The sequence below is a fragment of the Streptomyces sp. NPDC090127 genome, assembly GCF_044746945.1.
Classification (GTDB): Bacteria; Actinomycetota; Actinomycetes; order Streptomycetales; family Streptomycetaceae; genus Streptomyces.
In genome coordinates, this window is record NZ_JBIVDE010000018.1 from 1 (window position 1) to 4,997 (window position 4,997).

At 72.4% G+C, this 4,997-nt stretch carries 1 protein-coding gene and 1 pseudogene; both read right to left on the reverse strand.

What is annotated here, in order from left to right; translation table 11 throughout:
- Window positions 1-3,975: pseudogene (locus ACIPPS_RS32490) on the reverse strand (type I polyketide synthase); the annotation flags it as partial.
- Between the two features lie 149 nt (window positions 3,976-4,124).
- Window positions 4,125-4,997, reverse strand: an 873-nt coding sequence (locus ACIPPS_RS32495) for a beta-ketoacyl reductase (RefSeq protein WP_401439734.1), incomplete at its 5' end; no start/stop codon positions are given.

Below are 4,997 nucleotides of genomic sequence, written 5' to 3' on the forward strand. Positions count from 1 at the left end.
GTCGTCCGCGTTCGCGGCCACGGCGCCCGTCGTCACGACCACCAGGCGGGAGTCGGCGAACCGCTCCTCCGCCAGCCAGCCCTGCACCAGCCCCAACACCTCGGCCGTCGCCTCATGCACGGCCGCCGCCACATCGCCGTGAACGTGGGGGAGCAGCGGAAGCAGGAGGACCGGGGGTGCCTCGGCGTCGCTGTCGACAGCACCGGCCAACGTACGGAGATCCGTGTACGGCTGCCCGGACGCGGCGGACGCGGCGGACGCGGCGGAAGCGGCCGTAGCGGCGGATGCGGCCAAGGCGGCGGACGCGGCAGGCGCGGTCAGCGGCTTCCACTCCACGCCGAAGAGGCCGTCCTGGGTGCCCCGCCCCGCCGCGCGCAGGGCGTCCTTCGACAGCGGACGCAGCTCCAGCGCGTCGACGCGTGCGACCGGGGCACCCGTGCCGTCGGCCAGATCGAGCGCCACCGACTCCGGGCCCGTCTGGGTGAGCCGTACGCGCAGCATCGAGGCACCCACGGCGTACACGGTCACGCCCGACCAGACGAACGGGAATCCTGCCTGGCCCGCCGCATCGGCCACACCGGGCAGGAGGGCGTGCAGCGAGGCGTCCAGGAGAGCGGGGTGAAGCGTGAAGTCCGCCGACTCCGCGCGCACCTCGTCCCCGAGAGCGACCTCGGCGAAGAACTCGCCCTTGTGCGCGCCCTTCCATGCGCGGCGCAGGCCCTGGAAGGCGGGGCCGTAGCCGTACTCCTGCTCGGCCAGGCGCTCGTACACCCCGGCCAGTTCCACCTCTACGGCGCCGGCGGGCGGCCACGCCCTCAGGTCGCTGGAGATCGCTGTCGCCACGGAGTCGCCGGGAGCGGTGAGGAAGCCGGAGGCGTGGAGGGTCCAGGGAGTGTCGGTGTCGTTGTCGGGGCGTGAGTGGATGTCGATCGAGTGGCGGCGCGCCGGGCCGTCGGCGCCGTCGGGGGCGCCGACGCGCACCTGGAGCTGGACGCCGCCCTGCTCGGGGAGCAGGAGGGGAGCGGCCAGGGTCAGGCCCTCGATCTGACCGACGCCCAGCAGCTGCCCCGCACGCGCGGCCAGCTCCACGAACCCGGTCCCCGGGAACAGGACGTGTCCCAGAACCGTGTGGTCGGTGAGCCAGGGGTGGGTGCGGAGGGAGAGGTGGCTGGTGAAGATGTGTTCGTCGCGGTCGGCGAGCGCCATCGCCGCGCCCAGGAGGGGATGGCCCGTATCGGTGAGGCCGAGGCCGGCCGCATCGGCTGTGGCGTGGGCCGACTCGAGCCAGAACCGCTGGTGTTGGAAGGCGTAGGTCGGGAGATCGGTGTGCTTGGCACCGGTTCCGTCGAGGTAGGTCTGCCACTTCACAGGGGTGGTGTGGGTGTGGAGGTGGGCGACTGCCGCGAGGAGGGTGTCGGGTTCGGGGCGGTCGCGGCGGAGGAGGGGGATGGGGGTGAGGGTGTCGGTGGTGTTCTGGATCATGGCGGTGAGGACGCCGTCGGGTCCTGCTTCGACGACGGTGGTGGCGCCGAGGTCGTTGAGGCTGGTGGCCGCGTCGGCGAAGCGGACGGCTCCGCGGACTTGGTCGGTCCAGTACTGGGCGGTGCGCAGGTCGTCGCCTGTTGCGGGCTGGCCGGTGAGGGTGGACACCACCGGGATGGTGGGTGCCTGGTACGTCAGCTGGGCTGCGATGGCGCGGAACTCGTCGAGCATGGGGTCGATGTGGGGGGAGTGGAAGGCGTGGGAGACGGTGAGCCGCTTCGTCTTCCTGCCCTGCTGTTCCATCGTGGTGGCGATGTCGACGACGGCTTCTTCGTCGCCTGAGATGACCAGGGACGTGGGGCTGTTGATGGCGGCTATCGCGACCCTGTCGTTCAGCAGAGGTGTGATGTCCGCTTCGGTGGCCTGGAGGGCGGTCATGGCTCCGCCGACAGGGAGGGCCTGCATGAGGCGGGCTCGTGCTGCGACGAGGTGGGCGGCGTCTTCGAGGGTGAGGATGCCGGCGATGTGGGCGGCGGTGAGTTCGCCGATGGAGTGTCCGGCCACGATGTCAGCGGTGATGCCCCAGGAGGAGACAAGTCGATACAGGGCGACTTCGGTGGCGAAGAGTGCGGGCTGGGTCCAGCCGGTGTCGTCCAGGCCTGCGCCGGAGGCGATGACGTCGCGTAGTGGTCGGTCGAGGTGGGGGTCGAGTGCGGCGGTGACCTCGTCGAAGGCGGAGGCGTACGTCGGGAACGCTTCGTACAGTTCCAGGCCCATGTTGATGCGCTGAGCGCCTTGGCCGGTGAAGACGAGGGCGGTCTTCCCGCCGGTACGCGTTCCTCGTACGACGCCCGGTGCGGAGGCTCCCGTGGCCAGGGCGCGCAGGCCCGTGACGAGCTGGTCGCGGTCGCGACCGAGGATCACGGCGCGGTGGTCGAGCAGGGCGCGGCCGGCGGTCAGCGTCCAGGCCACGTCCACGGGCGCCGCGTCCGTGGACTCGGCGTGGGCCAGCAGGCGGCCGGCCTGGGCCTCCAGCGCTCGGGGCGTCTTGCCGGACAGCACCCACGGCACCACCACCGGCACCACAGGCAGCGCCACCGGCGGCGCGGCCGGCACAGCCGGATCCGTGCTCGCGACCTCCTCGGCGGAGGTCTCCTCCGGCGCCTCGATGATCACGTGGGCGTTCGTCCCGCCGAAGCCGAACGACGAGACGCCTGCGCGGCGGGGCTCGCCGGTCTGCGGCCACGGGACGGGCTCGCGGAGGAGTTCGACGGCGCCCGACTCCCACTCCACGTGCGGTGTCGGCTCGTCGATGTGCAGAGTCTTCGGCAGCGTGCCGTGCCGCATCGCCTGCACCATCTTGATCACACCGCCGACACCGGCCGCCGCCTGGGCATGGCCGATGTTCGACTTCAGCGACCCCAGGTACAGCGGACGGTCCCCCGGCCGCTCCTGCCCGTACGTCGCCAGCAGCGCCTGCGCCTCGATCGGATCGCCCAGGGCCGTGCCGGTGCCGTGCGCCTCCACCGCGTCGACCTCGGCGGCCGTCAGACCCGCACTGGTGAGGGCCTGACGGATGACGCGCTCCTGGGACGGGCCGTTGGGCGCGGTCAGGCCGTTCGACGCGCCGTCCTGGTTCACCGCCGAACCGCGTACGACGGCCAGCACCTTGTGGCCGTTCCTCCGGGCGTCCGACAGCCGCTCCACCAGCAGGAGGCCGACACCCTCGGCCCAGCCGGTGCCGTCGGCGGCGGCCGAGAACGACTTGCAGCGGCCGTCGGCGGCGAGGCCGCGCAGCCGGGAGAACTCGACGAAGGCGACGGGCGTCGACATCACCGTCGCGCCGCCCGCGAGCGCCAGGTCGCACTCGCCGCGGCGCAGCGCCCCGGCCGCGAGGTGGAGCGCCACCAGGGAGGACGAGCAGGCGGTGTCGACCGTGACGGCCGGGCCCTCGAGGCCGTACGTGTAGGACAGGCGGCCGGACGCGATGCTGCCCGCGCTGCCGCTGAAGAGATAGCCCTCGTTGCCGTCGGCCGGGAGGTTCGGCCGGGAACCGTAGTCGTTGTACATGACGCCCGTGAAGACACCCGTACGGCTGCCCTTCAGGGAGCCCGGGTCGATGCCCGCCCGCTCGAAGGTCTCCCACGCGGTCTCCAGGAGGAGTCGCTGCTGCGGATCGACGGCCAGCGCCTCGCGCGGCGACATCCCGAAGAGCTCGGGGTCGAACTGGTCGGCCTCGTGGAGGAAGCCGCCTTCGCGGGCGTACGACGTGCCGGGCTGCTCGGGGTCGGGGTCGTAGAGCTTCTCGATGTCCCAGCCGCGACGGGTCGGGAACTCCGACACCGCGTCCACGCCGTCGGTCACGAGCTGCCACAGGTCCTCCGGAGAGGACACGCCCCCGGGGTAGCGGCAGGCCATCGCGACGATCGCTATCGGCTCCTGCTGCTTGTCCTCGACCTCACGCAGCCGCTTGCGTGCGTCACGGGCATCCGCGATCGCCCGCTTGAGGTAGTCGCGGAGTTGTTCCTCGCCCGCCATGATGCTCTCAGCTCCCCGCTGTGTTGACGTGGTGACTTGTCGTGCGTGTGTGGGTGGACGTGTGTGGGTGGAAGGGGCCGCGACGCGCGCGGCTCCCGCTCGGCCTACTCCAGGTCGTCGAGCAGCGCGAAGAGTTCCTCGTCGCTTGCCGCGTCGAGGTCCTGGTCCGCGCCGTCTCCGTTCCCCTCCCCGGACGCCCTGCCGGCCGCGTCGTCGGCGATGTCCAGCAGCTCCCTCAGCCGGGCCGTGAGCTGCCCGTGCGCGGTCTCGTCCGCGGCCAGGGCCTTGATCACCGACGTGAGCTTCGCCAGCTCCGCCAGGACGGGGCCGGCCGACGGCCCGTCGCCCGTGCCCAGTTGCTCGCCCAGGTGCGCGGCGAGAGCAGCGAGGTTCGGGTGGTCGAAGATGAGGGTGGTGGGCAGGCGTAGGCCGGTGGCGGTGTTGAGCTGGTTACGGAGTTCGACGGCCGTCAGGGAGTCGAAGCCCAGTTCCTGGAACGCCCGGTCGGCGTCGATGGCGGTGTGGTCGGCGTGGCCCAGCACGGACGCGACGTGCGTCCGGACCAGGTCGATCAGCACCTTCTCCCGTTCCGTGACGGGCAGTCCCGCCAACCGGTCCGCCAGCTGCGCACCACCGCCCGTGCCGGAAGCGGAAGCGGTGGCGGCTCCCGCGCGGCGTGGCGCTGAGGGCACCAGCCCGCGGAGCATGACCGTCGCCTCGTCGCCCCGCGCGCGCAGGGCGGCGGTGTCGATGCCGGTCGCCGCGAGGACCGCGTCTCCCGTGGCGTGCGCGGCGTCGAAGAGGGACATGGCCTCCTTGGTCGCCAGTGCCCGCAGACCGGTACGGGCCAGCCGCTTGCGGTCGACGTCCGCCAGCCCGCCTGTGATGTCGCTGGTCTGTTCCCAGAGGCCCCAGGCGAGGGAGGTGGCCGGGAGGCCCTGGGCCTGCCGGTGGTGGGCGAGGGCGTCGAGGAAGGT